We start from the raw sequence: 26,008 nt of genomic DNA, 5'->3' as shown, positions 1-26,008 counted from the left end.
TTCCTTAACTTCCGCGGTAGGTGCTGTAGCCTCCCGGCGCGACCAGCAAGGGCACATGATAGTGCTCTTCCGGCGCATCCATCGTAAACCGAACCGGCACCTCGTCGAGGAACGCCTTGCTCCCCGGAGACACCCGCGCATAATACGAGCCGACAAAAAACACGAGCTCATACGTACCGCGCGTCATCGACGCGCCGGAGAGGAGCGGCGCGTCAGGACGGCCGTCCGCGTTCGTCTCCGCAACCGCCACCAGCAGCGCCGGAGCCCCCGCCTCTCTCCGCCACAGCTGCAGCCTCATGCCGGCGGCGGGGCGGCCATGCGCCGTATCCAACACATGCGTCGTCAGCCGGCCGCTCATCGTCCGCTCCCCGGCAGATCGGCTTTCGTCACGGAAAAGCCTTGGAAGCCGTACGGCGGACGCGGCTCCGTGAAGACGCCGCCCCGGGCTCCGTCGACGGCGTCTACCACCGTCTCCCACGTGCGGTTGTTCGATTCGAAGCGCACCTCGCGCAGCTGAGGGAACCGTTCCAGCACGCGCAAGCCGATGTGATAAATCAGAGATTGGATCGACGGGCTGTTGCGTTCGTGGAACAAAGCCTGAGCGATGTCGCGCACCTGTTCGGCGGCGACGTACCGCCCCCGGTCCGGCGCTATGGCGTCCGAAGGATCCTCATAGATCCAACCGATATCGAGGAAGATGAACAGCGGACGATCGTAACTGTCCGGCAGCGTCGTATATTCGTCCCGCACGAAGCCGTGGAAGGAGCTGCCGCTGACCTTGATCAGCTGGAGGTCCTTGAGCGCGCACGCATGCGACGAGATGCCTAAGCTGCCGTCGCCGGTCCGACGCACCGTCAGCGTCGCCGAAGCGCGATCGTTGCGCGAACGGCGGAACACAAGATCGCTGCCGGGCACGCCGTCGAACGGCAGGCGGTCGCCCGTCAGCGCGACGCTCGTCGCGTGAGGGTACTTTTCCAAGAAGCGCCGAGCCAAGAACGCAAGCAGCGCCTCCGTCGTGCCGCCCTCGAATTCCGCCGTCTGCCGCAGGATGAAGTTTTTCATCGAATCCGTCGCCACGACCATGGAGTTGTCCCCTTCCGTGAACGAAGGCAAGAACGCCTCCCCCGTCACGGCGAATGTAATGTTATGCGCGAAAATGACATTGTCGCAGCCGGCGAATCCCGACTCCGGAATGCCCGCCACCGCCAAAGGTCGCGCATAGGTGCGATAGACCAAGACGTCGCCCTTGCCGTAATACATGGTGCGTCCGTTCACGGGTTCCAACATACGCGGTTTCCTCCCCCTGGATCGTCCTCTAAGCTTCTATTAAATCAACCAGACGAAAGCCGGCGATCTTCTCGATTTCCCGGAGCGCTTGCTCCCTCTCCTCGAAAGCCGAACGCGGCAGCCGCATCCGCATCGCCTCTTCAATGTCCTCCTTCGTCTTTCCCCGGACCGCGAACAAGAACGGAAATCCGAATTTCCCCACGTACGCGCGGTTCAGCTCGGAGAATGCTTCGAATTCCGCGGGGGAAAGACGATCCAGCCCGGCGCCTTGCTGTTCCGCCGCGGACCAATCGCTGATCGCGAGACGAGTCGCGAGGTCGGGATGCGCCCGAAACAATCCGAGCACCTTGTCTTCCCCCGCGTTCCGAACGACGTCCATCATGGCGCTGCGCAGCGAAGCGACCGAATCGAACGGCGCCGCGGCGTACGCGCCTTCCGCCACCCACGGAGAATGCTCGAAGACGTCCTTCAGCGTTTCGACGAACATCTCCTTGCCCATCGCGTTGAGCGCGGCCAGCGGTATGCTCATGACCAATACCCCTCATGCACGGCCAGGACGTCCGATTCTACCTCGGGAACGGGACCCTCCACGACGATCGGCTTCTGCCCACGGGCGAACACTTCCCGACATGGCAAGTCGAACGTAGGGTTCGTCTCGTCGTCGCCGGTAAGCGCCAGAAGCGTCTTCTCCGATACGCCGTATACGACCTTCCCGAGATTCCCCCAATACATCGCTCCGGCGCACATCGCGCACGGCTCGACGGTCGTATACATCGTCATGGTCCGCAGCTCCGCCTTCGTGTACCGCTTCGAAGCGGCTTCCATCAACGTCGTCTCCGCATGCCCCGTGCAGTTCGATTCCGTAATTTCGATATTTCCCTGCTCAAGCACGACGTTGCCGTCCTTGTCGACCAGAATCGCCCCGAACGGCGTATTCCCCATGGCTCGGGCGCGCCGCGACACTTCGACCGCCATACGTAAATAACGGAGCGTCTGCTCCCTCGATCCGTCAGTCATGCCGTCTCCCCTTTCCCGATTCGATCGCGCGGCGTATCGCCCTCAAGATGCTGGCGTACCCCGTGCATCGGCAAATGTTGCCGGATAACGCTTCTTCGATCTCCGCGTCGGTCGGCGACGGATTCTCCGCCAAGAGCGCCTTCGCCGAGACGACCATGCCGGGGGTGCAGTACCCGCATTGGAAGCCGCCTTCCTCAAGGAACGCTTGCTGCACCGGGTCGAGCCCCGTCTCCGGATTGCCGATTCCCTCGATCGTCGTAATGCGTGCGCCTGCGCATTGGTAGGCCATCGCGAGGCATGCGTTAACGGGCTTGCCGTCGAGCAGCACCATGCAGGCGCCGCAGCGACCGAGCTCGCAGGACCGCTTCGTGCCGGTTAGCGCCAATTCATCGCGAAGCACCCCGAGGAGCCGGCGCGACGGGAGGACGTCGATCGTGATCGGCGTCTCGTTGATCTCGCACTCTAACCGATACAAGCCGGCGTCGTTCGCTTTATCCATCATGGTCGGTTCCTCCTCCCTTGTCGCGGGTGAACGCCGGCATTTCCTGCAGCTCGGCCGGGTCGATCGGCAGCTTCGCCAAGCGGCGGCCGACCGCCTGATAGACCGCTTCGCAAATCGCCGGCGCCAGCGCAACCGTCCCGATTTCTCCGATGCCGCGCGGTCCGTAGGCATCGTCCTCCGGAAGCTCCTCGATCGCTTCCACTTGGATCGAACCTTTCATATCCAGTACCGTCGGCACCAAATACGTATCCAGATTCGTCGTCATGTACCGGCTTTCTCTCATAACGGCGTCTTCCATGATCGTGAAACCGATCGCCATGCCGCTGCCGCCTTCGATCTGTCCGAGATACCCCTGCGGATTGGCGACAGGTCCCGCGGCCACCGCATGGTACTGGTCCAGCACCCGGACGCGGCCGGTCAACGTGTCGACCTCGACCTTAACGGCCGCCGCTGCGTACGTATACAAGAAGTGGGCGCCGACCCGTTCGTCGGGCGTCAGCGGATAGTGCAGCTTCGTCTCGCAGCGGATCGGCTCCCGCACGGTTTGGGCGAGGCGTTCGTAGGAAACTACGATAGCGCCTTCCTCGTCCGCCGCCCGAACGCCGCCGGCGCCGAGGCGGAGCGCCGACGCAGGGAGCCCCGCAGCGGCGCTCGCCTCGGCGAGCAGCCGCTCCTCGAAGACGGGACGCAGCCGCCGAAGCGCCATCCACATCATGCTGGTCGCCCGCGAAGCCGTGCTCGAGCCGCTGTTCGGCACGACGTCCGTGTCGCCGATCACAAGCCGCAGATCGTCCGCGGCGAAGCCGAATTGTTCCGTCATCATCTGCTCGAGCGTCGCGAGCAGCCCCTGCCCGAACTCCTCGTAGCCGAAGATCGCTTCGATCTTGCCGTCCTCCGCCAATCGCAGCACGCCGCCGCCCGGGTCCGGAATGCCGAAGCCGAGCCCGGCGCCATGCATGGCGATGGCCGCCCCTACGCCGGTACGAATCCATGGCCTTGCGTCCGAAGGGGTTCCGGAGCCGCTCCGATACAGCTCGCTCTTCGTCAACGCCTCCCACACCTGTTCGGCGCCGCGGGTTTGGGCGATGCGCTGTCCGAGCGGCCCCGGGTCGCCGTATTGTCGCAGGTTCAAGCTGCGGAACGTCCAAGTCTCCATGCCGAGCGCGGCGGCGAGCCGGTCCATCTGCCCTTCGAGCGCATAGATGGCTTGATTGCCCCCGAAGCCTCGAAATTCGCCGGAGACGCCGTTGTTCGTGTAGACCGCGACCCCTTCGACGTCGACATGCTCGATCCGGTACGGACCGACGACGTGTTCGGTGGCGAAATTCAGCACCTCGGCGCCGAGCGTCGCGTACGCCCCCGTATCGGAGACGATGCGCACGCGGTGAGCGACGAGCCGTCCGTCGGCATCGACGCCCGTCTTCATCGCGATCTTCATCGGGTGTCGCTTCAACCCCGCGCGCACGGACTCGGTCCGGGAGTTATGCAGTTTGACCGGCCGTCCGGTCTTCAGCGCGAGAATGGCGCCGTAGGGCTGCACGTTCAACTCGTCCTTACCGCCGAAGCTGCCGCCGATCGGACTGGAGACGACGCGAATGCGCTCTTCCGGGATCGCGAGGATGCGGGAGAGCTGCATCAGGTCCATAAGACCGTGTTGGGTCGCCGAATACGAGGTCAAGCGACCGTCCGGCTCCGGTACGAACAGACCGCCTTCCGTTTCCATGTACGTATGCATCTGTCTCGGTGTATAGTACGTCTCTTCTACGACGACCGCGCAGTGCTCGAACGCGGCGTCCGGATCGCCTATGCGGTACTCCGTGCGGTGCAGCACATTGCCGTCCGGATGCAGCTTCGGCGACTCCGGCCGCAGCGCCGCCTCCGGATCGTCGATCGGCGGGAGTTCTTCGTAATCGACTTCAATGAGCGACAGCGCCCGCTCCGCGATCTCGTCGCTGTCCGCCGCGACCGCGGCGATCGCGTCGCCGACGTAGAGGACTCGATCCCGACAAAATACCGGCTGGTGCGGAAAGGCGATACCGAACTTATTCAGTCCCGGCACGTCCTTCCACGTCGCGACTGCTCGCACGCCGGGCAGCCGTTCGGCCGCCTCCGTGCGGATCGACAATACCCATGCATGGGGATACGGGCTGCGCAGCACGCGGCCGTACAGCATGCGTTCCGCCTGTAGATCCGTCAAATACGCGAGCCGCCCCGTCACCTTCTCTTTCCCGTCCGGGCGGACGCGCCACCGCGCGCCGCTCGATGTCCGATGCAGCAGCATCTCGATCCCTCCCCATGGTCCCCCGGTCGATTCCGTTCAGCCTTGCCCTGACGCTTCCCATAGCGCCGCGGCAACGAGCCCCGCCGCCGTCTTGCGCCGATAGCCCGCGTCCGCGAACGGATCCGACGCGGCCTCGTATTCCTCTTCGACAGACTGATACAACGACTGGAAATTCAACTCCTCGGACGTCTTGCCGTTCCACAGCGCTTCCGCCGCCGCAAGCCGCTTCGGATTTGCCGTCCCGCCGCCCGCCGCGATGCGGCACGTCGTCCATCGGCCGGCTTCGTCGAGCCGGCCGCGCAGCGCGACCGTCACGAGAGAAGGCGCGAACCCTTCGCGCCGGCACACCTTGCGGTACGCTTCGAAGAAGGGGCCGCCGCCGCTGTTCGAGCTGGAAGGCAGCCGAATCGCGGTCAGCACGCGGGGTTCGGACGCCGTCCCGAAGCGCCGAACCCACGCCTCCGCCGGTTCGTTGATCCCGCCGCGGTCCCCGAACCACTCGAGCTCCGCGTCGTGAACGAGCAACGCCGGCCAGACGTCTCCGATGCCCGAGACGACATTGCCGCCGATCGTCCCGAGGTTCCGGATCGACGGGGCGCCGATGACCCGAACCGCCTCCGTCAGGGCCGGCGCCCGGAGCGCAAGCGCCGGGCTTCTCCGGCAATCGGAAAGCGTGACAAGCGCCCCGATGGAGATTCGATCGTCGCTCGCATCGATGCCGGAGAACCCCGGCAAGCCTCGGAGATCGATCAGACTCCGAGGCATGGGCGCGAGGCCGTTCTCCCACTGCGTGCGCAGCAGCGTGCCGCCCGAGACGAACGCGGCGGACGCGCCGAGCGTTCGCTTCCATCGCCACGCCTCCGCAACGTCGCGGGGCTGCAGCACGGCGGGCATACCGGATAACCCTTCGACGCCGATGGCCATGTTCGAATCGCCTCCTCTATTCGAAACTAAAATCGCTGTTCCCGGATATACGGGATGCCCAGCGCCTCCGGCGTGCCGGACGGCTTGTTGCGATTGCGCCAGCCGAGATACATCAACACAAAAACGGTAACGACGTAAGGAATCATCTTCAAGAAGTAAGGCGGAATATCGCTTCCGATGAGCTGAATTCGAAAACCGATCATGTCGAGCGCCCCGAAGAAGTAAGAGCAGAACAGCGCTCGGAGCGGATTCCACCGGGCGAAGATGATCAGCGCGACCGCGATCCAGCCTTTGCCCGCCGTCATGCCTTCCGTCCAGCTCGGCGTGTACACCAACAGCATGTAGCCGCCTGCGAGACCGATGAGCGCGGCCCCGGCGACGACGTACGCGTAACGAAGCGCTTGGACGCGGATACCCATGACATCGGCCGTCGCGGGATTGTCCCCGACCGCCTTCAGATGCAGCCCCCAAGACGTCTTATGGATTAACAGATGCAGGGCGGCGACAAGGGCGAAGCTGAACCATGTCAGGATATCCAGATGCGCGAACAACCGGCCGATCGCCGGCACCGGCTCGAGCCAGTCGAGATGGATGCGAGGCATCGTGCCTGGGAGCGGCAGACCGCTGACCGACCGCCCGAGGTAGGCGCTCAATCCCCCGCCGAACAACGTCAACGCGAGGCCCGCCATAATTTGATTCGCCCGCAGCGTCACGCACATGAACGCGTGCAGCAGTCCCAGCGCCGCCGTCACGGCGACGACCGCGAGCAGCGTTAACGGGATGCTCTCCGAACCGATGAACGTCAGGCAAGCGACGACCGCCCCCATAAGCATGAGACCTTCCGCTCCGAGCTGAATGATGCCGGAGCGTTCGCTTAAGATGCCGCCGAGCGCGGCCAGCAGCAGCGGCGTTCCGGCGGACATCGCGGCCGCGATCAATTGAATGGCTAAATCCATTGGCCGTATTCTCCCCTCAGCGGCGCCGCAGCCGGAATTTGGCGACCATGTCGCCGGCGATCAGGAAAAACAAGATCCCGCCTTGAATCATATCCGTCACCGATGACGGCATTCCGATCGTCTGGACGCTGTAACCGCCGACGATCAACCCGCCGAATAGGACGGAAGCGACAATAAGTCCGGCCGGGTGCAGCTTCGCGAGCCAAGCGACGATGATCGCCGTGTACCCGTACCCGGGTGAGATGCCTTGCATAAGCTTATGAGTGACGCCTGACACCTCGGCCATGCCCGCTAGACCGGCGAGCCCGCCGCTGACGATCATGACGATCCAAATATGCTTATTGATATTGATGCCCGCGTGCTTCGCGGCGGTCGGGTTCGCGCCGATCAGCCGCAGCTCGTAGCCCCAGCGAGTAAACTTTATCAGCACGTAGTACAAGGCGACCGCCGACAGCGCGAACGCGAGGCCGAGGTGCAGCCGGGTGTCCCCGATCGCAGGCAGAGATTGTGCCGGCGTGAATACCGGGGAACCCGGGAAGTTGAAGCCGGCCGGATCCCGCCACGGACCGAACACGAAATAATCGAGCGCCAGGAGAGCGACATAATTGAGCATGAGAGACGTGATCAGTTCGTTGACTTGAAAATGGGTGCGGGGAATAGCCGTCAAGAGGCCCCAAACGCCGCCCGCCGCGATGCCCGCGACGAGCATGAGCGCGATCGCCCAGCCGTTCTGAAGCTCCGGCAAGTAGATCGTCACGGCGGTCGCCGCCATCGTTCCGGCAAGGAACTGGCCTTCGGCGCCGATGTTCCATACGGCGATTCGGTAGGCGATCGACACCCCGAGACCGCAGAGCAGCAGCGGGACCGCCTTCACGAGCGTTTCGTTGAGGCCGTAGGCGGAGCCGAAAGCGCCTCTTAGCATTTTCGAATACACCGTAATCGGGTTCATGCCGTTCGCCGCGATGAATATGGCGCAAACGCCCAGCGCCAAAGCGACGGAAGCGACCGGGACCCACCAAGGGCTGCGGGTCGCCGACGCATCCAGCTCGAATCGGAACGCGGAACGCATCGACCGCGCCTTCAGAGGTGCCGGCTCGACGACAGATTGTTTCATACCGTCGCCTCCTTCGTCTCGTTCACGCCTGCCATCCACATGCCGATACGTTCGCGATCCGCTTCGTCGAACGCCGATTCCCCGATGATTCGGCCGTTGTACATGACCAGAATGCGGTCGGAGAGCAGCATCACTTCGTCCAGATCCTCCGAAATGAGCAGTACGCCGCTCCCGCGCGACCGCAGCTCCATCAGCAGCTTATGAACGCCTTCCGTCGCCCCGACGTCAAGCCCCTGGGTCGGGTGCACGGCCACCATCAGCTTCGGCTCTTGCGCCATCTCGCGGGCGAACAACAGTTTCTGTTGGTTGCCGCCCGACAGCTGACGTACCGGCGCGTCCACGCCCGGCGTTACGATCTCGAAGTCCTCCACGAGCGATCGAGCCCATGCGCGGTTACGCTTCGACCGGAGGAAGCCGAGGACGGACCGTTCGGGCTTGCGATACGACTTGAAAAGCAGATTGTCGACGGCCCCGAGGCTGCCGGCGAGACCGCTCTTCATCCGGTTCTCGGGCACATGCGCGATCCCCGCTTCGATCGCTCCGCGCACCGAAGGGCTCCTCCACGTCCGTCCATCGAACGTAATCGTTCCGCGCTTCCAAGGCAGGAGGCCGTTCAACACCTCGGCCAGCTCCTTTTGCCCGTTCCCGGCGACGCCGGCGACGCCGACGATCTCGCCTTCGCGGACGCAGAAGCTGAGCTGCCGAAGCGCGTTCCGACCCTGCTCCGTCTCGACGTCGATCCGGTCCACCGCGAGCAGCGTCTTGCCGGCGTCGGCCGCCTGCGGACGCTCTCGTCTCCGGATCGTCACTTCACGCCCGACCATCAACTGCGCCAACGCGCGCTCGCTCGTCAGCGAAGCGATGATCCCGGCGGCGATCATCCGCCCCTTGCGCATGACGGAGATCCGGTCCGACACGGCCATGACCTCGTTCAGCTTATGCGTCGTCAGAATGACCGTCTTCCCTTCCTGCTTCATCCGAAGCAGCGTACTGAACAACAACTCCGCCTCCCCCGGCGTCAGCACCGAGGTCGGCTCGTCGAGAATGACGATGTCCGCCCCGCGGTACAGCGTCTTCACGATTTCCACCCGCTGCTGCTCCCCGACGGACAGCTGCCAGATCGGCCGGTCGACCGGGAACGTCAAGCCGAATCGCTCCGACAGCGCCGCGATTTCCTCCCGCTTGCGAAGGCGCCATCGCTTTCCACGCCAAAATCCGCCTTCGCCGAGCACAATGTTTTCGGTTGCCGTCAGCGTTTGGACGAGCCTGAAATTTTGAAACACCATGCCGATGCCGAGCGCGGCCGCGTCCTTCGGCGAACGGATCGCGGCCTTACGACCGTGGATGTAAATTTCGCCTTCGTTCGCCCGGTAGACGCCGGATAAGAGGCTCATCACCGTGCTCTTGCCCGCTCCGTTCTCGCCGAGCAGCGCGTGCACCTCCCCCGGCCTCGCCGAAAAATCGACATGGTCGTTCGCCGTAACGTCGCCGAAGCGCTTTACGATTTGCTTCATTTCTACGGCCGGGCTTCTCGCCATCTCCTGCACGCTCCTTCCGAACAAAGTCCCTATACGGCAACAATCCCTTCGGCGTTCGAAAGGGATTGTTGCCGACCTGACCTATAGACGAATGTACCCGGACCCCTTATTTCGGGATCGTGCCTTCTACTCCTTTAACAAACCAGTCTGTGCTGTAGATGACTTCGTCGGTCATGGTTTGGCCTGCCTCCACTCTCACTGCGCCTTCCGCATCGACGATCGGACCGGTAAACACATTCATCTCGCCGCCGATGATTTTGGCCTTCGTATCCTCGATCAGCTTCTTAATGTCCTCCGGCACGCTGTTGCCGAGCGGCGCGATGTCGACCATGCCGTCCGCCATATCGCCGAGATACGGTTCGTTCGTCCAAGTTCCTTCCATAATGTCTTTAACGGTCTTCGTGTAGTACGGCCCCCAGTTCCATATCGGGTTCGTCAAGTAAGCCTCCGGCGCGAACCGCGTCATGTCGGAGTCGTTGCCGCCTGCAAATCCGCCGCGTTCGGCAGCCGCTTGGATCGTAGCCGGGGAATCTTGGTATGCCATCAATACGTCCGCGCCTTGGTCGAGCAAGGAGATCGCCGCTTGCCGCTCCGTCGCCGGGTCGTACCAAGTATTCGACCAGACCACTTTCACTACGGCGTCCGGGTTCACGCTCTGCATTCCGAGCGCGTAGGCGTTAATATTGTAGATGACCTCCGGGATCGGGAAGGCGCCGACGTATCCGATGATGTTCGATTTCGTCGCGGCTCCCGCCGCGATGCCGGACAGATAGCTCGCTTCGTAATTCCGTCCGAAATAATTGCTCATATTCTCCGCAGTCTTATAGCCGGCCGTGTGAAGGAACGTAACGTCTGGAAATTTCTTCGCGACATTGAGCGTATAGTCCATATAGCCGAAGCTTGTCGTAAAGATGATGTCATGGTCCTGCGCCAGCTCTGTAATGACGCGTTCCGCATCCGCGCTCTCCGGCACGTTCTCTACGAAAGTCGCCGTTATGCCCAGCGCCTTCTCCATCTCCAGGCGGCCTCGGTCATGCTCGAACGTCCACCCTCCGTCGCCCGGAGGTCCGATATACACGAACGCCACTTTCGGAAGCTCCGGCTCGGGCGCAGCTTCCGCTTCGAGGGCTCCCGTCTCCGCTGCGGAGGCATCCGCCTCCGGTTCCGGTTCGCCGGAACCGTTCGAGCATCCTGCGATTACGATCCCGAGCACCGCCAACAAGGCTAATGCCGATCTGAACCCCTTGCTTCTCTTCTTCATACGCTTCCTCCCCTGTCTCCTATACGTCTACTCTTTCTCTCGACTACGCCATGGACTCAACCGGTAGTGTAGCTCAACTATATCCACGGGTCATATTAGCGTCAATATACATAACGTAAAGTTTGGTTCGTATTCCGAATTTCGACCTTTTCGTTGTGATCGACGCACTACGTGACGTGTAATGAATAAATAATGTAATATGTGCGTTATATATCTATTTCCGCCCATCGACTTTGGGTCTTCAGAAAATCCGCCTCCGTGTCCGTGTCCAAGAAATAGTCCGGATCCCTCATTTCTAGAACCACGCCCTTGAACTCTGGCGAATCGAAGATCCGCTTCGCTCCTCGATCCCCGTCCAGTTGTTCGAGCGCCGGGAACGCCGCCTTGGAAAACAGCGACGGCGGCATCGCTTCGCCTCGGTTGCCGCTAGCCGCGTAATGAAGCCCAGGCTCCCGTTCCAACGCAGCCACGAGACGCCGCACCTCCGACGCTCGGATGAACGGTTGATCCGCCAATGCTACCAACACCGCGTCCGGGTTTTGGGGCAGGACGGCGTTCAAGCCGCACCGAAGCGAAAACGATAGCCCGAGGGTCGAAGTAAAGCAGCTTTCCGTCCTCCAACCGGACATGCCCATCGGGGGTTCCGGAAGCCAGTCGAGCGCATCGTCGGCTCGGACGACGACGACGAGCGGATCGAGCCCGCAATTCGCAAGCTGCAGCAGCGCCGCACCGCCCAATCGCTTACCTGAGGAAAGCTCCAGGGAAAGCTTCGGACGCCCCATTCGCTTGCTCTGTCCCGCCGCTAAATAAATCCCTGCCACCTTCATTTCCCGTCACTCCCTTCCGCGGGGCTGATTCGCCGGCTCTTCGCGCCTGAATTATTTCCGCCGCGATCGCGACGGCGATTTCCTCGGGGCCGTCCGCCCCGATCGGCAAGCCGGCCGGCGCTCGAACGAAAGCCGGCGGTTCCTCGTCGCCGAAGAGCGACCGGATTCTTGCGGCCGACCCGACGACGCCCAAATAACGAGGCTTCGCGCCGAGCATCGCACGGATGAAGCTGCGGTCCCTGCGGAAGGAATGGCTGCATACGACGACATAATCCCGCTCGTCGACCGCGAGCCGGGCCGCAGCTTCCTCCGGCGTCCCGACCACGAGCTCCGCATGGGGGAACCGGGATGCGACGGCCGCGTTTTTCCTCCAATCGATCACCGCAATGCGGAAGCCGATCCGCTCTGCGACCGAGGCGATCGGAACGACGTCTAGTCCCGCCCCGAACAGTACGAGACGAGGTCGAGGCGCGAAGGCGACGGCGAACGCGTTCGGATCTTCGGTTACGGCCAGCCCCCGAATCAACTCGTATCGCGGACGCTCCTCGCCTCTTCCGCGCAGCAACGTCACCGTCTCGCCCTGCTTTACATATTTGTCCGCTTCGAGCAGTAAGCTGCGGAATGCCCCGCGCACAGGCTCCAATAGTACCGTGATCTTCCCTCCGCACCCTACCGCTTCGCCGAAGCCCAAATCATCCTGGCGGAGCATATCGTATTCCGCGACCTCCGGTTTCCCGGACCTCCAGACGCTTTCTGCGCGCAGCTCGAGGTCGCCCTCCAGGCACCCCGGGCTAATCGACCCGAGCCGCCCGGCGCCCCCTTCGCCATAAAACAGCATCGCAGCCCCGCTCTTGCGGTAGGCATGCCCTTTCGTTTCGACGATCGTCGCAAGCACCGCTACGCCGTTCCATCCGCCGACGAACGATAACAGCCGCTCCGGATCCATGCGCCCCCCTCCTTTGCCAATGAATCGTTTCAGACAACCCCTTGCCGCCCGCCTTTGCGTTCCCCGTCGCTATGAAGCATCTTTCGGAACAAAAATACCAGCTTCAGCCGCAGCAGATCGTTCATTTTTTTCAAATCGATCTCAAGCAGCTCGCTCAATTTCTCGATCCGGTACGTCGCCGTGTTTCGGTGAATGAATAACCGTTTCGCCGTTTCGTTCATTTGGCCGTCGCACTCGATATAAGCTTCTAGCGTCTTAAGCATCTCTTGAGCGTACTCCGGCTCTTTGGCCAACAACTCGCCTAAAATCGCATTCGTATATGTCTCCATACGTTCTTTCGGCACTCGCTCGAACAGGAACGTTAGCTCCACCGTCCGGTACCCGACCACCTGCTCCCGGACGCCCCAACGCATCGCGGTCCGAAGCGTTTCCTTCGCCTCCTCGAACGCTTCCCGGAGTTGGCCGATCTTTTGTTTCCTTGAGCTGACGGCCGCTTTCGGGCCATCGCGATCCTCCGTCCCCAAGCCGATCAAGCTGCCCGCAATCAGTTCCGCGAGTGCGGTCGACGGCAAACCATCGTCCGGAAACACCGATAACAACCCTTCCTCCATTAGGACATGCACGCCTTGCAGCTCTACGAGCGCGGGGCGTCCGAGGTATTCCTGCTTCAGCAGTTGAAGCTTCGCCTGCCTCGTCTCGCCATCCTCGGCCGGCACATCGGTTAACGCGCATCGGAACGCGCCTTCGAACACTCCGATACCGACCTTGCGGGCGCAATCCGCCAACTCTTCGACCGGCATTCCTTGCCGCAAGCAGCGCTTGACGAGCGATCCGAAATCCCGATGAGTTCGTAGAAGTCCTGAAAGTTCGCGTCCATATGGAAGCCGAGGAGCTCCGCAGCCTGCATGTATAACCCCTCTTCCGCCGCCATCCTGCTCGGATCCTCGACGAAGAAGAAGACGCAGCCCGCCGTTCGGTTCCGCCCCGCGATCGGCGCGCGGTACGCTTGCCAGTCTTTCCTCTGCACGCGGCATTCCGTCGCGTCCGGACTCAGCTCCCAATCCGGAATCGGACTATTGTTAAAGACGATCTTCCCGCGCGCGTTCAGTACGGCGATTTTGCAATCGATCATTTCGGCCACCGCATCGAACAACTGTACGATCGGGTCGGATCGCAATGCGAATCGCATCAACCGCCGTTGCTTTTCCATGACGCTTCGGAGCGCCTCCGTACTACGCTTGATTTCCGCTCGGAATAAGGCGATCATTTGATCGGAGAACGTAAATTCGTACGGAAGTTCGATGATCGGAAAGCCTAACGCATCGGCCTCCTCGACGAGACTCTCCGGAATAGAACTCCAGAATCGCCCCAACTTGACGCCGAGGCCCGACGACCCCCTCTCGTTCAACTTGCGCAGCAGCTGCGAAGCGGCCATCGGTTGATCCTTGATCAGATAAGCGGTCGTGAACACCATCTCCCCTTCCTTGATCCAATCGGAAATATCGGGCGCATCCATGACGTTGATCGACCGCACGATGCGATGCTTCCCTGCCGCGCCGGCCACAAGCTTCCCTTCGGAGAGGGGGTAGATCGACAGCGCCTGCTCCACCGTCATTCGCATAATGGACACCGCCTTGCGTAATATATGGTTACATCAATTTATAAAAAGTCATTGATCATTGCTCAATTTCTTTGATTGATTCAAATTATATGTTATGTAATATGACTTGCACAATCACAAAATTCTAATTTTTCAATGTAATGTCGCATTTTTAATTACATGTAATGTTATTCATGAGTAATATATTTGCTTTCCGCAGGCGAAAGACATAAAAAAACGCCCGTTCCGATAGAACGAGCGTGTCTAAAAAAGAAAGCCTCCAGACCCCGCCCCGTTCGGAGCTTTGTCTACAGGCTTAGTAATTCCCGCGTCTTACTGTTCTTCTTCGAATTCCCATGTTTCGCCGATTCGACTTACCTTGTAGCAAGCGCCTTCCCAAGAGATGCACGCTTCTACCTGCAGCTGTGGGAAGGTCAGCAGCCAGCTTTCCTCGTTGTTCTCGTATTCGATCGGCAGCGCTTCGTTCAGCTCGCGAATCAAATTATACAAATTCGAGTCGTCGCCTTCGCCGCGCTCGTAATCGACCCAAACCCCGGTGATGTCCCGATTATTTACGCTGGACAACAGGTCTAGCAACCAAGCCGGGACTTCGGCGTCGCCGTCGAACTCATTTCTTTCCATTAGGTCGGCGATCCGCATCTCTTGCGCGTCATCCGGCTCTTGGCCGCCCAGCTTCTCCGCCAATTGACGAAGCAGCGAGCGGAGCCTGCCGCTTTCGCTTTCAGTCATCGTTACCCCTCCTAGTTTACCGGGAACATCGTATTGATTCTTAGTTTGTCTCCCGTGGGCTGAATGTCCAACTGCACCTTGTCGCAATTGACCGACGTGCCGTCCCGAAGATAACCGATCCCCGCTCCGGGAACGCTGAGAGTGCCGCCCATGCCGACCAGATTTTTCTTAGGCGCATTCTTTGCGACCAGTTGACTGTAGGCCGCAGAGAAAGCCGCTTTGTGCTTGTCGTCCGAAGCGAATTTGCTGGCCGCCTTGCCCGTCGGCACTTTGCTTACGCGCCCGGAAGGGGCGGTGCCGCTCTTCAGTCGTTCCCGTTGCTGTTCTTCCGTCGTATGGGCGCCATGATCGGCATAAGAATGCCCGCCGCCTACGTCATACGTACTCGGTTTGTCCTTATCCAACCCGTCGAAGAGCGCGACGGCCACCTTCTGCACCGTTCCGACTTGGCCTCCGGCGCCGGCCGCCTCCGACGGTTCCCGGTTCGACGCTTTCATCTGCAGCTGACCGCCTTGCTGCAGCGCTTTCGCCCCCATGACATCCGCTTCATGCTCGAGATGCGCATCGTCGTTCACGGGTACGCCGTTCGCGGAGAGCGTCGGCCTTACTCTTCCTTGCCGCTGCTGGACGACGTGCCAGGCTTCGTGAGGCAGGTGCGCTTCTTGTCCGGGACCGACATGAATCTCGCTGCCTTGCGCATAAGCTAATGCCTGCAGCTGCTCCGGCTTAGAAGAGTTATAGTGTACCTTAACGTCATCGAGCGAGCTGCCGGATAGGCTCTCGATCCCGTCTTTCAGCGCGTCCGGCATTCCGGTACGGTTGCTCTTCCTTTGAACCGGCGCGGTGCGTTGCGCCCGCGTTTGCAGCAGCTGTACGACCGAGCGGTTTCCGATCGATTTCTGCAATTGCGCGACCAGCGAAGACGCGTGCGGGACCGCCCGCTCCGCAAACAGGCGCTGCCGTGCGCGGGAACCGGAATCTTGAACAGGTTTGGTCGATTGTTTTCTTGAGATGGAAGTAAAGGTATGCACAGCTTCACCGCCCGTCGTGAATTATAGGCTTAAGAAAACCAGATAGTTCCAGTATATATGCGGTTGATTCAAAAAGACAGTAAACGAACGGATTCGGAGAAAAAAACGAAAGAGCCGCCTGCAAGGATCTTTCAACTCCTCGCAGGCGCCTCTCTTGTTGGAAAATCAAAAACCTTATGACGTTGTCTTCGATAGCAACGTTCGAACATCCGTTTCGATCGCGCCGGCGCCCGTCGTTGGCGAATACCGTTTGACAACGTTGCCTTCCCGATCGATCAGGAATTTCGTAAAGTTCCATCGAATGTTCGATCCCTCCAGAAGCTCAGGGAATTTCGCGCGAAGGTGCCCGTATAGCCCGCTGTTCGGATCCGCGTCCGCATCCTCCGGCGCCTGCTCCCGCAAGTATCGAAACAAGGGATGCGCCTCGGGTCCGTTCACCTCGACTTTGCGAAACATCGGAAACGTTACTCGGTAATTCAATGTACAGAAGTCTTTAATTTCTTCGTCGGTTCCCGGTTCCTGGCCTCCGAATTGATTGCAGGGGAAGCCTAATACCGCGAACCCTTCGTCGGCATAGGTTTGGAACAGCTGTTGAAGTCCTTCGTATTGAGGGGTCAGGCCGCATTGGCTTGCCGTGTTTACGATTAACAGAACGCGGCCTTTGTACTGTTCGAGCCGGATGTCTTGCCCTTCGGCGTTTACTGCTTCGAATGCGTGTACCGACATGCTTATCTCCCTTTCGGACGTAGATTTCCAACGTTAGACAATATATGAGTTCGATACAAGTTTACGAAATCCTGTTCGTCGATTCGGGTTATCGAACCTGCTTCCGACTCAGGCTCGGATTTCGAATTAAGGCTGCGGATGGAAGTGACTCGGCAAAGCCTTGATAATCTCCTCGTATTTTAGCGCGATGGCGATCTCCAAAATATGTACCGGGTTTTGGTGGGCATAGGCTAACAGCAGTTCTTTATTGAACTCGTCGTCGTTCATCTTCAAGCTTTTCCGGACTAACTCCATCATCGCTCTTTGATTTCTCGTATTCAGCTGCTCGATTTTTTCTACCGCAAGCTCGATTTCGTTGTCCATGGATACACTCCTAAGTCGTCTCTTTGTAAATCTACTAATAGTATTCGACGGGCATCGACGATTTGTGTCTGAACCCGCCCAATCATGGCCGAGTCGTTCGCTATACACTAACGTAAAAACAACGAATCTAGGTGGAACCTGCCATGATTACGTTCGCGGAAGCATGCGATGTGAAGAGACGCATCGCTCGATCCTTGTTGAAGCATTCGAAGGTCCAAGCGGTCGGGATCGGGTACCGCGATCCGAAGCGTCCTCGGAAGGGAGCCGCTATCCTCGTCTATGCGGTCGGATTCTCCCCCGTCTCCCTCGGCATTCGCAAGAAGATTTCCAAAGTCGGAGGCGGCGTCCCGATCCGGTTCGTCAGAACGGCGAAGCTCCGCGCCAATTGCCTGTATTCCAGCCGGATTCGTCCCGTAATGGCGGGTTACAGTATCGGGACCCGTTCGGTTTCGGGGACGTTAGGTTTGATCCTATCGGATGTTCTTGATCCATCGCAGCGGTATATGTTTAGCAACAATCATGTGCTTACGGATCCGTTGAACGGAACCATGCGCGTCGCGACCCTGCAGCCCGGCGGGCAGGATGACGGACGGTTGCGTCGGGACCGGGTCGGTACGTTGGAGCGATTCGCAAAGTTACAGCGTCGCCGCGCCAACTATATCGATGCAGCGATCTCCGCCCCCTGGAGCAATACGATCTTGAGCCCCCGCTACGCGCAAGTCGGAACGATCCCGGGGCACGTTACATCCTATCGAGTCGGGGACCGGTTCATGAAGGTGGGACAGACGACCGGGTTACGATACGGCATCGTAGAGTCCGTGAATACGGATGTGCTCATCGATTACGGGAAGGAAGGGTTACTTCTATTCGAAGATCAAACGATCGTAAGAGGAACGCGCCCGATTTCCCTTCCCGGCGATTCCGGCTCCGTCTGGCTCCGGCGATCGGACCGTTATGCCGCAGCCGTCAATTTCGCAGGGACGGACGACGGCAGGATTTCAGTGGCTTTCCCGGTGGAGTGGGCGATGCAGGCGTTCCGAACGAGAGTGGCACGAAGAGGCGGAGCGGGTCGGGTCCGAAAGGTGCGCCGCGGCAGCCAAGCCTTCGCCCCGTCCCTTACGCCGAGTCGGCTTGCCTCCATTCATGTGGTTCAAGCGACCTCTCCGGGCGCGAAATGAAACGGAAGGCTGCCATCCTTCGCTCATGGCAGCCTTCCGCGGGGTCAATCCAAATCGCGCAGCGCTCTCCGAACGGAACGTCGTGCACTCCTGATGTTCCGACGCGCGTCTTCCAAACTTTCCAGCGCGTCTTCGAGGTCGTCTTCTTGCCTGATCTTATAGGTCTTCTTTCTCACCGGAGCGACACTCTTTTTTACAGGAGTTGCTCTCTTCGGTCTCCCTCTCCATGCCATTTCGCATCACCTCCCGGTCGAAGATATTAAATCTTATGCCGGGAGTTACATCCTGTCCTCTCGCAATTGTCTATCTTTTTTGCACATTTCATAGTTTTTAATTTACAAAGTAAACCGGCGGACCAGCGCCTCCAATTCCTTGGCCGCCTCCGATAAGATGATCGCCGAAGCGGATACCTCCTCGATGGCGGCGCTTTGCTCGTCGGTTCCGCTCGCCAATACTTGGGCTAAGGAAGAAGTATGCTGCGCCAGCTCCGCCGCCGAAATCGCCGTCGCCGCGACTTCCTGAGACCCGGCGGACAACTGTTCGGCGATGGCCGAAATCTCTTGAATTTGCTCATCCACATGATTTACGGCAAGCGCGATCTCGGCGAACGTGCGCCCGGTCTCATGGACGGAGCTCATGCCGGTCTCTACTTGCGACACGCCGTTCTCCATCGCTCCCGCCGCGGCGAGCGTAATTCTCTGGATTTCGTTCACAAGCTCGGAGACCTGCATAGCCGCGGCCTCCGATTGCGCCGATAACTTCTTGACCTCCGTCGCGACGACCGCAAATCCGAGCCCGTGTTCCCCTGCCCGCGCAGCTTCGATCGACGCGTTCAACGACAACAAATTCGTCTGTTGGGCGATCCCGGAGATGACGCCGATGAATTGTTGGATTTCAGCCGAGCAGGTTTCCATTTTCCGAATTTCCGCCGCCATGCTGCCGACCGCCGCATGGATGGCGTCCATATGGGCGACGGCGTCCCGCACGAGGACATCCCCCTTCTTTACCATGTTGTCCGTTCGACTCGAAGCGTCCGCCGCATCCGTCGTAGCCCCCGCGATCCGTTGAATGCCGCGGCTCATTTCCTCCATCGCTCTGGAACTGTCTTCCGCTCCTCGATGTTGCGTGAGCGCGCTCTCCGCCATCGTTTGCACGACACCCACGGCTTGGGTCACCATGGTTGCCGTCGTTTCGGCATTCGAGGAGAGCTCCGCCGACGAGGCGGCGACTTGGTGCGCGGTCTTGGCGACATGACTGACGAGCTCGCGCAATCGTTGAACCATCTCGTTCGTCGCGGCAGCCAGATCGCCGATTTCGTCTTTGTTGGCGATCGCGAGCGGCTCGACGGCGAGGTCGCCTTTCGCTACTCGAGCGATGGCGCTCGTTACCTTTTTCAACGGGGCCGAAAGCATACGAGTAATAACGAACGCAAGTACGCTCGCGAGAATAACGGAAATGACGATCATCCCTATCGTGAAACGTAACGCCGTTTCGAAGGCGTCCGCCGCGTCGCGCTCGGAATGAATCGCCCCGTTATGGTTATACACGACCAATTGGTCCAGATAGGATTGAAGCGTAATGAATTGCGTCAGCTTTTCGATTAACGTCTTCCTAGCCAACGTATTGTATTCGGCGCCTTTCGCGCTGTTTTCTAATATCGATTGATTATCGGTTTTGAAAATAGCCCAATATTGCTTCAGCTTCTCGAAGCTTTCGCGTTCCTCCGGATCATCGGCCATCGCTTCGTAGGAGACGAAGAGCTCGTCGATCGAAGCGTAGGTCGATTGAATTTCGCCCGCTACGTAATCTTGTTGGCTTTCATCCTCGGCGTGAATGTGCCGGAACGTAAGCGTAACGACATGCTCCATCAAGTAGGTCATTCGGTTCACGGCCTCGACGCCGGGCATCCATTCCGTCGTAATCGTTTCGGTATTTTGCTTCATCGCATTCATACGGTTCACCGCAACCGACCCGAGGATGCACATCAGGAGCAAGACAAAGGAGAAACAAGCGATCAGCTTTTTTTGTACGGACCAACGCAGAAACATGGATTCGACCCTCTCCCGAATGATTGTTCGACTTCTCTTTATATTCGCTTTTGCCGATGAACATGAACTCGCGAACGATCGCCTCCTTTCCTCCGGACCGCATTACGGTACAAATAGAGGTTCATCGCCAATTCAAACCCGGTCACGACCGAACCCGCGATCGCCGGGATTATACCGTTCCATTCCGGTCGAAGAACGACGAGTGTGTACAAGAGGCTAAGCATAACGATGACGCTCCCGATTTTACTGTAGGCGATCGATTTGCTGACCCCGTGAAGCATGGCCCGTCCGTTCACATAGTCGATCCAAGGAAACAGCGCCGTTCGTACGAGCAGCGCGTTTAGAATGAGCAACGTTGCGTGGAGCAACGCCCCTTCCAGATGCAGCCCTCTTTCCAAAATGAAATGGCCCGGCGGCGTCCATGCGAGAAACCCTTGGATGAGAACGGATACAATACTGACGGAAGCGGTCAGCTGCTTCACCCGCCGGGGCTCTTCCTCGTGAAAGCTTAAAACAGCTTGATGAAGGAAGGTCGCCAATCCCGAAATGAGACCTGTCAGATTGGATGCGACGGCGAAGGCCGCGATCGCCAGCACCGGCTGCACGCTATGGTTCATGGCCGTTTGCGTGGCGGGACCGACTACGATGGATACGAGGGATCCGTACAGCAGAGGCATGTAGAACGGAAAAATATCCGGCTTCCAATGTCGGACCGGTTGCTCGGGAAGCTTCTCCGGCAATCGGGACGCCAGCGTCTGCCCCTCCCAGCAAGCAATGATCGTTTCGATCGCCATGCCCGTCAGAAACAAGAGCGCGCCGTACCGACTATCGTCGGTCCATCCTTGTTCCACCATGATCCAAGAGAGAACGGCCATCGTCAGCAGACGGATGACGATCCCGATCGTCATCCATCTCGTCTGCAACTGTTGAATGATAATGCCTTGGTAGAGGCTGCGGGCTGCGGAAAAGACGTTAACGAACATTAAGATCTGATATGCGTGCACGGTCGAGTCCAGCAGGTTGACGTCCGCCCCGTACACGTACCGAAAGAAATACGTACCGAGCGGCGTCCAAGCGATCAACACATTGAAGAAGGCGATGAAAGAAAGAATGACCGCGATCATTCGAATCATTTGTCGGAACGTATGACGGTCTCTTACGTACTTCGCGCTCGTTTGGCGCAGCGGCGCGATCGCTTGCTCCAGGATGAAAGACAAGCTAAGCGCCACCGCATATCCGCTGATGGTTAAGTCGGGATTCGGAGAGCGAGCCAACACCCCATTAATTATCACATGCGTAAGGGATGCCAACAGCGCCGACGCGGTAAGCGGCAGATAAAATCGAACGATCCGAAGCAAAGGTTGTTTCCCCCAAAAAGCAACAAGAGTATGTGGTGTCATGTGGTCTTTCGAATCATTATTCCTCAGTATCCCACATTCTGTCAACCCGATTTTACTTGTTTCTACATGGAAAATGAAAAAACGGCATCGCCGTCTCGGCGATACCGTCAACAAGATAAAACTGTTTTAGCCTTCAGGGTCAATAGGCTCATGGTAAAGGCGAATACGCCAATGCTGCGTTTCCGTTCCCGAAATCGTCGTGGCCGCATTCGCGTTAAAGAATAGGTTCGCGGATCCGACCGGCAGCGCGACGGTTCGGTTCGCTACGGCATACGCGTCCCCCGTACCCGGCGAGAAGCCGTTCACCCGGACGGAATACGTTTTCCAACTGGAAATCCCGTTCACTCCGCCTCGATCGCCAAGCTTCGCGCCGCCGCCGACATCCGGAGCCGTAAAGGCGACCTGGAATTCGACCGAGGCTTTCAGTCTGGACGGGTCGAACGGAGCGGCGATATAGTTCGCATCGTAGTCGACGAAGACGATCCCGTTTTCCAACGGTTGCTGGATCCCATGCTCTACCGCCATAGGACCGATTAACTCGTAATTGGGAAACTCCCCGGTCCAATCGTAGTATTTGCCGCTGTGAGCGAACGAGGGAACGGTCATGGTTACCGCGCTCCCAGCTTCCCGATCCGTCATATCGATAGAGAACTTGCCGGTTCCTTCGAATCGCGCATTCATCGTCATGATATCGAACTGACCGGGAGTCGAGTACGGATACGATCCGCTTGCGGTCGCTCCGGTTTCCGCGACGAAATCGACCTTGAACGTCAAACACAATGCGATGTAGGAATTCAAACGGCTATCCAGCTCAATACCTAATAAGGTCGCAAGTCGAGCGAGCTGGAGCATTCCGAGTACTTGAGACGGATCTTTCTCCACGTAGCATCGGACACTCGCCAGTTCTAACGCAGCGGCGAGCGCTTGCTCCACTTTCGCAGCCGCCGAACTCGCTTTCTCCCCGACCAATTCCTCCAATCCCATTAACGAAGCCCAATGCCCCCAGAAAAAATAAGCTTGCAGCGCGGTCGGCAGCGTGTCCGGATTCGCGATCGCGGCGTCGAGCGCCGGCGCGACTTCCGCGATAAACAGCTGCTCGAACAGCGTCGCCAACGAATCCCCCCCGGCTTCGCTCCGGATCGCTTCGGCGATCGCGTTGGCGATGCGGGATTGCGGGGCCGAAGGCGTATGATCGACGATCGCGTTCGCGTCGGCTTCCGTCGCCATGCCGGCTCCGTAACCGCTGAAGTGAAATACGCGGATCGTAATGTCGCCGCCGCTAGCGGCAATGGGGTATAAAGTGGTTTCCTCGCCGACGCCTTCGAAAGCGAATCCGGTTAACGACTGCCCGTCCGCCTGCGACACCGCGCGGGGAAGCGAGATCGTCAATACGGCCGGCTTGCTTAAAAATAGGCCGTCAGGCTGCAGTCGAACGCCGGCCGTCATGCCGCCGCTCATCGGGAAGTCGCCGTCGGGCAAGATCGGAGTCATCGCGATCTCCGCGTCGTCTTCCAACGCTCCCGTAGGTATCGTCAATCGATATACGATCCCGCGGGCGTCCGTCGTTTCCAACGTTCCGCCTTCGCCGTATACGCTCTGGCGAACGGAATGTTCTTCGGCGAACGTCGGGGCGATGCGCAATGGATTCGGCGCACCGGGATTCGCCGCGCCTCCCGGCGTTGCCGAGACGGATGCCGAACGGGACGATTCGTTGCCGGCCGCGTCGACGGCGGACACGGCGAATCGATACTCCGTTCCTTCCGTCAATCCTGTTGCGGTGTAAGTCGTTCCGACGATGCCGCCTTTCGCAAGCTGCCAGGCCGCCTCCGGACCCGAAGAACGATACACGTTATACCTCGCTGCGTCGCGATCCGTTACCGCGTTCCAACGCAGCTCGATCCGATCCGCGTATGCCGTCGCCTCGAGCCCGGTCGGAACGGAAGGCGGCGTGCGGTCCTCGGATCCGCCTACGCCGCCGCTCCCGCCTCCTCCGACGCTCCCGCCTGCGCCTCCGCCCCCGGCTCGAACCGCCTCCCGGTTGAGGTCCGTAGCGATCAGCTTGCCGAGATCGACCTTGCTTCCGGCGTTCGGCGCCGCGAGCGGCCGCTCCAACAGATCGACTTCGCAGCCGTCGCAAGGAACGTTCGCCGCGTCGTCGTCGAATAGGGAAAGCCCGGCCGGCACCTGCCCCGGAAAAGAGGGGGCCCCATCGAGTCCGCTCAAGACCGACAGGCGGTACGTTCGCTCCGGGAGGACATAGACGGCGAAGCTGCCGTCCTGTTTCGAGCTACCAAGGAACGTCGGGTTCGTCGTTATCGAAAGCCATGCCCCCGCATAAGCCGAGCCGTCCTCGTGAACGATCGTTCCCGTAAAGACCGCGGCCTTCTCCGCCTTGACGTCGACGTTCGCCGGCCGCTTCTCGACCTGTGCGCTACGATACGCGGCCCATCCGTCCTCGTGCTGCACGGCGATGTCGTACGCTCCGCTCCGAACGGCTGCGGTCCATTCCCCTTCCTCGTTCGTTACGCCCCATTCCATCGGGAATCGCTTGCCCTTGGCATGCACGGATACCTCAGCGCCCGCAAGCGGCGCTCCGCCCGGATCGATGACGCGCACGGTCAGCTCTTGTTTCGCGGGCTCCCTCTCGCGAATGCGATGCAGTATAACCGCCGCTTCCGCGCGGGTGACTTGTCGGTCCCCGCGATAGTTCACGTCTTCGTAACCTAGCAGGATTCCATGCTCTGCTAATGCGCTTACGGCTTCCGCCGCCCAACTCGGAATATCGGCGCGATCCGCGAAAGCAACGCTGCCGCTTCCCGGCAGCGAGAGCCAACGGTTCAGCATCGAAGCCGCTTCGAATCTCGTTACCGGCGCCAGCGGGCGGAACGTCCCGTCCTCGTATCCGGTTAAGATGCCCCTCGCCGTCCCGCGCGCGACGTCGCCCGCGAACCATTGTTCGCGGACGTCCCGATACGGCGACGGATGGCCGGCCCTCGCGCCCTCGCTTTGCGGTATCATTCGGTTCAGCATCGCAGCGAATTCCGCCCTTGCGATCGGCTGCTCCGGTCGGATCGTTCCGTCCTCGTACCCCGTCAACACGCCCTCGGCCAACAACGCATGAATCTCCCTCTCGGCCCAAGCCGGGATCGATTCGTCGGGATCCCTGGAAGCGCCCGCCGCCGAGCCGGCAGGCACGGTCGAACCGGCGAGCATTCCCGCGACGATCAGCGCCGCAAGGTTCTTTCTGATAGTCCGAAAACTCACGACATTCCTCCTTTGCTTCGTTTCTGGGGGGATCGCATCCCTATTGTAATTCGAAAATACTCTCACGCTTCTCTCAACTTAGTCTCTTTCATCCCTTAATAAGGCGAAAAATGATAAAGGCATGGGTTCGGCGAATTGCCGAACCCATGCCTTGCGAAGCGCTGTTGTATTCAGATCGTCGGCATCACGTTGCCGCCGTTCACCGGAACATAAGCCCCTGTAATAAAGCTAGCTAGATCGGATGCCAAGAACGCCACCGCATTCGCGATTTCCTGATCGGTTCCGCGTCTTCGTAACGGAACGCCCTTCTCGTACGATTCGTTGCGCTCCGTGCGATTCTCTCGGTCCCGGTCGCTGATCGTCCAGCCCGGCGCCACCTGGTTCACGGTTATTCGGTGCTCGCCGACTTCTTTCGCCAACACCCGGTAAATCCCGTCCATTCCCCGTTTCCCGGCCACATAAGCGGATTGCCCCGGGAAGTTCTGCATCGCGCACTCCGTGTTGATGCCGATCATGCGGCCGTATTTGTTCGCAATCATCCCCGGAACGAACGCTTTCGCCAAATGAACGCTCTGCAGGACGCACGAATCGAATTGGCTCGCGTAATCCTCCAACGGTTGTTCCAGAACGGTCGTCCATTGATACTGGACGACGGCGTTGGCAACGACGATGTCGACGCGATTCGCTATCGCGTCTTTCATTCGGAGCACGGAAGCGAAATCGGTGATATCGGCTTGAACCGCGAACGCGGATCTGCCCAATGCTTCGATTTCTTGCTTCAGCTGCGCGGCTTTCTCTTCGTTGCTATGGTAGTGAATGACGATATCGGCCCCGCAGTTCGCCAACGTTCGAGCCATCACCCTCCCAAGCTGACCCGTCGCTCCCGTGATCAGAGCGGTCTTCCCGGATAAATCGATGTTCATACGGAATGCGCCTCCTCCATGCCTATAGAGGAAGGATTCGATGCAGACGAGGAAAACCCTTCCGGGAAGCAT

Annotated in this window: 24 protein-coding genes; 1 reads left to right on the top strand and 23 read right to left on the bottom strand. The window is 59.7% G+C overall.

The features are described 5' to 3' along the window. Positions 1-4 precede the first annotated feature (4 nt). The 19 genes from uraH to FE782_RS08855 all read right to left on the bottom strand — a co-directional run bounded on the left by uraH (position 5) and on the right by FE782_RS08855 (position 17,123). On the bottom strand, positions 5-358 hold the full coding sequence (gene uraH / locus FE782_RS08940) for a hydroxyisourate hydrolase (RefSeq protein WP_138193732.1): 354 nt from the start codon (positions 356-358) through the stop codon (positions 5-7). Next, positions 355-1,287, bottom strand: coding sequence for a factor-independent urate hydroxylase (pucL, locus tag FE782_RS08935; protein ID WP_138193731.1), 933 nt, complete (start codon positions 1,285-1,287; stop codon positions 355-357). Before pucL ends, uraH begins: the two co-directional genes overlap by 4 nt. Before the next feature lie 28 nt (positions 1,288-1,315). After that, on the bottom strand, positions 1,316-1,816 hold the full coding sequence (gene uraD / locus FE782_RS08930) for a 2-oxo-4-hydroxy-4-carboxy-5-ureidoimidazoline decarboxylase (protein ID WP_202914499.1): 501 nt from the start codon (positions 1,814-1,816) through the stop codon (positions 1,316-1,318). Further along, positions 1,813-2,304, bottom strand: a complete 492-nt coding sequence (locus FE782_RS08925; RefSeq protein ID WP_138193730.1) for a nucleoside deaminase — start codon at positions 2,302-2,304, stop codon at positions 1,813-1,815. The genes uraD and FE782_RS08925 overlap by 4 nt, the downstream gene beginning before the upstream one ends. Continuing rightward, entirely contained in the window at positions 2,297-2,803 is a 507-nt protein-coding gene (locus FE782_RS08920; RefSeq protein WP_439116429.1) for a (2Fe-2S)-binding protein, read from the bottom strand. Before FE782_RS08920 ends, FE782_RS08925 begins: the two co-directional genes overlap by 8 nt. Next, positions 2,796-5,087 (bottom strand): xanthine dehydrogenase subunit D, encoded by a 2,292-nt coding sequence (gene pucD / locus FE782_RS08915; RefSeq protein ID WP_138193728.1) that lies wholly within the window; start codon positions 5,085-5,087, stop codon positions 2,796-2,798. The genes FE782_RS08920 and pucD overlap by 8 nt, the downstream gene beginning before the upstream one ends. A gap of 36 nt (positions 5,088-5,123) precedes the next feature. Next, a complete protein-coding gene (locus FE782_RS08910) occupies positions 5,124-6,011 on the bottom strand; it encodes an FAD binding domain-containing protein (RefSeq protein WP_138193727.1) in 888 nt (295 codons plus the stop codon). Between the two features lie 26 nt (positions 6,012-6,037). Beyond that, a complete protein-coding gene (locus FE782_RS08905) occupies positions 6,038-6,967 on the bottom strand; it encodes an ABC transporter permease (protein WP_138193726.1) in 930 nt (309 codons plus the stop codon). A 16-nt stretch (positions 6,968-6,983) separates the two neighbouring features. Next, positions 6,984-8,036 (bottom strand): ABC transporter permease, encoded by a 1,053-nt coding sequence (locus tag FE782_RS08900; RefSeq protein ID WP_439116428.1) that lies wholly within the window; start codon positions 8,034-8,036, stop codon positions 6,984-6,986. A gap of 41 nt (positions 8,037-8,077) precedes the next feature. Further along, positions 8,078-9,619 carry an ABC transporter ATP-binding protein gene (locus FE782_RS08895; protein WP_138193724.1) on the bottom strand — a complete coding sequence of 514 codons (1,542 nt, stop codon included), beginning with the start codon at positions 9,617-9,619 and terminating at the stop codon, positions 8,078-8,080. Positions 9,620-9,725: 106 nt separating this feature from the next. Next, positions 9,726-10,880, bottom strand: a complete 1,155-nt coding sequence (locus tag FE782_RS08890; protein ID WP_138193723.1) for a BMP family ABC transporter substrate-binding protein — start codon at positions 10,878-10,880, stop codon at positions 9,726-9,728. 206 nt (positions 10,881-11,086) lie between these two features. Further along, complete coding sequence (locus FE782_RS08885; protein WP_138193722.1) at positions 11,087-11,707, bottom strand: nucleotidyltransferase family protein; 621 nt, start codon at positions 11,705-11,707, stop codon at positions 11,087-11,089. Further along, positions 11,622-12,653, bottom strand: a complete 1,032-nt coding sequence (locus tag FE782_RS08880) for an XdhC family protein (RefSeq protein ID WP_138193721.1) — start codon at positions 12,651-12,653, stop codon at positions 11,622-11,624. The genes FE782_RS08885 and FE782_RS08880 overlap by 86 nt, the downstream gene beginning before the upstream one ends. 29 nt (positions 12,654-12,682) lie before the next feature. Then, complete coding sequence (locus FE782_RS32755) at positions 12,683-13,405, bottom strand: PucR family transcriptional regulator (protein WP_238392393.1); 723 nt, start codon at positions 13,403-13,405, stop codon at positions 12,683-12,685. Next, positions 13,375-14,274, bottom strand: coding sequence for a PucR family transcriptional regulator ligand-binding domain-containing protein (locus FE782_RS32750; protein ID WP_238392392.1), 900 nt, complete (start codon positions 14,272-14,274; stop codon positions 13,375-13,377). The genes FE782_RS32755 and FE782_RS32750 overlap by 31 nt, the downstream gene beginning before the upstream one ends. 312 nt (positions 14,275-14,586) lie before the next feature. Beyond that, positions 14,587-15,003, bottom strand: coding sequence for a hypothetical protein (locus tag FE782_RS08870; RefSeq protein ID WP_138193720.1), 417 nt, complete (start codon positions 15,001-15,003; stop codon positions 14,587-14,589). Positions 15,004-15,014: 11 nt separating this feature from the next. Next, positions 15,015-16,034, bottom strand: a complete 1,020-nt coding sequence (locus FE782_RS08865) for an eCIS core domain-containing protein (protein WP_202914498.1) — start codon at positions 16,032-16,034, stop codon at positions 15,015-15,017. A 174-nt stretch (positions 16,035-16,208) separates the two neighbouring features. Further along, complete coding sequence (locus tag FE782_RS08860; RefSeq protein ID WP_138193719.1) at positions 16,209-16,760, bottom strand: glutathione peroxidase; 552 nt, start codon at positions 16,758-16,760, stop codon at positions 16,209-16,211. A gap of 126 nt (positions 16,761-16,886) precedes the next feature. After that, entirely contained in the window at positions 16,887-17,123 is a 237-nt protein-coding gene (locus FE782_RS08855) for a hypothetical protein (RefSeq protein WP_138193718.1), read from the bottom strand. A gap of 143 nt (positions 17,124-17,266) precedes the next feature. Here FE782_RS08855 and FE782_RS08850 point away from each other — a divergent pair, with 143 nt between their 5' ends. Beyond that, positions 17,267-18,301 carry a chymotrypsin family serine protease gene (locus tag FE782_RS08850; protein ID WP_138193717.1) on the top strand — a complete coding sequence of 345 codons (1,035 nt, stop codon included), beginning with the start codon at positions 17,267-17,269 and terminating at the stop codon, positions 18,299-18,301. A 335-nt stretch (positions 18,302-18,636) separates the two neighbouring features. On the opposite strand, the gene FE782_RS08845 is transcribed toward FE782_RS08850, so the two are convergent. The 4 genes from FE782_RS08845 to FE782_RS08830 form a co-directional block, all read right to left on the bottom strand. Beyond that, on the bottom strand, positions 18,637-20,349 hold the full coding sequence (locus FE782_RS08845; protein WP_138193716.1) for a methyl-accepting chemotaxis protein: 1,713 nt from the start codon (positions 20,347-20,349) through the stop codon (positions 18,637-18,639). 38 nt (positions 20,350-20,387) lie between these two features. Beyond that, positions 20,388-21,707, bottom strand: coding sequence for a hypothetical protein (locus FE782_RS08840; RefSeq protein ID WP_138193715.1), 1,320 nt, complete (start codon positions 21,705-21,707; stop codon positions 20,388-20,390). 168 nt (positions 21,708-21,875) lie between these two features. Then, positions 21,876-25,013, bottom strand: coding sequence for an S-layer homology domain-containing protein (locus tag FE782_RS08835; RefSeq protein ID WP_138193714.1), 3,138 nt, complete (start codon positions 25,011-25,013; stop codon positions 21,876-21,878). Between the two features lie 170 nt (positions 25,014-25,183). Then, the gene (locus tag FE782_RS08830; RefSeq protein WP_138193713.1) at positions 25,184-25,936 is read right to left on the bottom strand and encodes an SDR family NAD(P)-dependent oxidoreductase; all 753 of its coding nucleotides are present in this window, start codon (positions 25,934-25,936) and stop codon (positions 25,184-25,186) included. Between the last annotated feature and the right edge of the window lie 72 nt (positions 25,937-26,008).

This window comes from Paenibacillus antri (genome assembly GCF_005765165.1).
Lineage (GTDB): Bacteria > Bacillota > Bacilli > Paenibacillales > YIM-B00363 > Paenibacillus_AE > Paenibacillus_AE antri.
Note: the sequence above shows the minus strand (reverse complement) of the source record. Positions and strands in the feature narration are given on the sequence as shown.